At 70.7% G+C, this 2,349-nt stretch carries 1 protein-coding gene; it reads left to right on the top strand.

Annotated elements, in window-relative coordinates; translation table 11 throughout:
* Positions 1-2,349 (top strand): ALF repeat-containing protein (locus ACFWTC_RS38765; protein WP_383933490.1); only part of this gene is annotated, 2,349 nt, incomplete at both ends.

Genomic DNA, 2,349 nt, shown 5'->3' with positions numbered 1-2,349 from the left:
GTTCATGCGTAGCGGCTGGCAGAAGCCGTTGGCCGAGGACCGTGAGGTAGAGGCGTCGCAGGTCATCAACTTCGGTGGTCCGGGTGTCAAGGAGGCGGGCAAGGCTGCGCTGAAGGCCGGCCCCGAGGCCGTTGCGAAGTTCCTGGAGTCGGGCCAGTACGAGGCGCGGGAGGTGGACAACGAGGTCGATGTCTCGAAGCTGATCAATTCCGGTGGCCCGAATGTGAAGCTTGCGGGCAAGAACGCTCTGAGGGGTTCGGCGGATGACATCGCGGAGTTCCTGGAGGTAGGGCAGTTCGTCGCCCGTAACCGGGACCAGGAGCACGCGACGATCGCGCAGCTGACCGAGCAGGCCAAGCAGGCCGGTATCCAGACGGAAGCGGCGACGAAGAAGGCGGAGGCGGCCGCGGCCAAGGCCGTCAGTGCTGCCGACAATGCCAGGATCGCCGCATTGAAGGCGGCCAAGGAGACGGAGGCGGCCGGCAAGGACGCCGGCCGGGCCGCCTACAAGTCGAAGCAGGCCGCGCAGTCGGCGCGTGAGGCCGCAGCCGCGGCCCAGCTGGCGATCGGTTCGGCGAACGCGGCGAACCGTGCGTCCCGCACGGCCGCGCTGGCTGCCGCGCAGACCTCGAATGCCGCTTCTTTGGCGGCGACCGCGGCGAATAAGGCCTATAACTCCGCGATTGCTGCAGCTGGTGACGCGACCCAGGCGGAGGCAGCCAACCGTGCCGCCAAGGACGCGCGTGCTGCCGCGCTGTTGACGCGGACGTCGGCTGACGCCGCTCAGAAGGCGGGCGAAGCTTCGCTGGCCGCGGGTGTCGCCGCGGATGGCGCTCGCAGTGCGGGTGACCACGCGAACGCAGCGGCGACATCCGCCGAGGACGCGAACCGGCATGCCGAGGCGGCCGGCGTGTTCTCCGCCGAGTCCCGCAACGCGGCCGCTGAAGCCCGCCGTCACGCGAATGCCGCGAACCGCGCGGCGAACAACGCCGGGGCGCTTGCCCGCCGTGCGGCCCAGCAGGCTTTCGACGCCCGTGACGCGGCACGTTCCGCCGCGGACCACGCGGAGAAGGCGGCTGCTGCCGCCGAGCTCGCGGCGAAGTACGCCGGTGACGCCTCTCAGGCCGCGGCGGATGCCCGTACCTGGGCCGAAGCTGCGCGGGTCGCGGCGGAGACCGCGACGAAGGCGGTCAACACCGCCAAGCAGGTCCACCAGGTCGCTCTCGACGTTGAGAAGGAGGAGCTGACCTCACGGGCCGAAGCGGCTCTGGAGCGGGCCCGCTCGGAAAAGGAGCAGACCCAGCGCCTGATCTCGGCTTCCGCCGAGGTCGCCCGCGACGCCCGTGCCCTGGACACCGCGGCCCAGGCGCTGGCCGCCGAGGCGGCCAAGCCGAACGTGGACGTCCCGGCCACCGCCGCCAAGGGCCGCAAGTTCGCCCTGGACGCCTTCAGCCTCCGCGGTCCCTGGAACCAGGAAGCGGCGGCACGTGCCCTGGGCGGCACGGACGCCGAAGTCCTGGAATACCTGCGCACCGGGTGGAAGAAGTCCGCTCTGGAAGAGAACCGCGACCGTGTCGTCCAGCTGAGCGTGAGCAGTCCGCACGCCTCCGTCCGGGCGGGTGCCCTCACGGCTCTCAAGGGCACCCCCGAGCAGATCTCCGACTTCTACACCACCGGCCAGTACGCGGTGGGCGCGGACGACCTCGCGGTCGCCGTGTCCAAGGTGAACAACGACGGCGGCGCCAGCGTCAAGAAGGACGCCAAGGCCGCCCTGGCCGATGGCTCCGGCAAGGCGCTGGCCACGTTCCTGGAGGTCGGCCAGTACGGTGCCCGGCTGAGTGATGAAGAAGTCATCGTCTCAGCCCTGGCCAACAAGAAGGACGCGCAGGACGGCAGCGAGACCAACGCCGAGCTGAGGGCCGCCGCGAAGGCGGCCCTGGCGGGAACACCGGCGAAGCTGCACGAGTTCGTTGCTTCGGGTCAGTACGCGGCGGCCCGCAAGGATGACCTGACCGATCACCACCGCTTCCAGATCAGCCGGATGCTCTCCGAGGGTGAGATCATCTCGGCCAACGCCCAGGCCAGCCGCTGGCGTGCAGCCGAGGCCGCGGCCCGCGCGAACAAGGCCGAGGCCGACGCCAAGAAGTGGGCGGCCGAAGCCGACAAGTCCGTCGTTCTCGCCAACGGCTACGCCGCCGACGCTCAGAAGTCCGCCACCGCGGCCACCAAAAGCGCCGACCAGGCCAAGGCATCAGCCGTCACCGCCCGCAACGCGGCGAACAGCGCCAACCGCGCCGCCGACGCCGCCGAGGCCTCCGCCGCCCAGGCCGCCTTCTCCGCGAACTACGC

Source organism: Streptomyces sp. NPDC058619 (genome assembly GCF_042717785.1).
In the GTDB taxonomy this organism is placed as follows: domain Bacteria; phylum Actinomycetota; class Actinomycetes; order Streptomycetales; family Streptomycetaceae; genus Streptomyces.
Note: the sequence above shows the minus strand (reverse complement) of the source record. Positions and strands in the feature narration are given on the sequence as shown.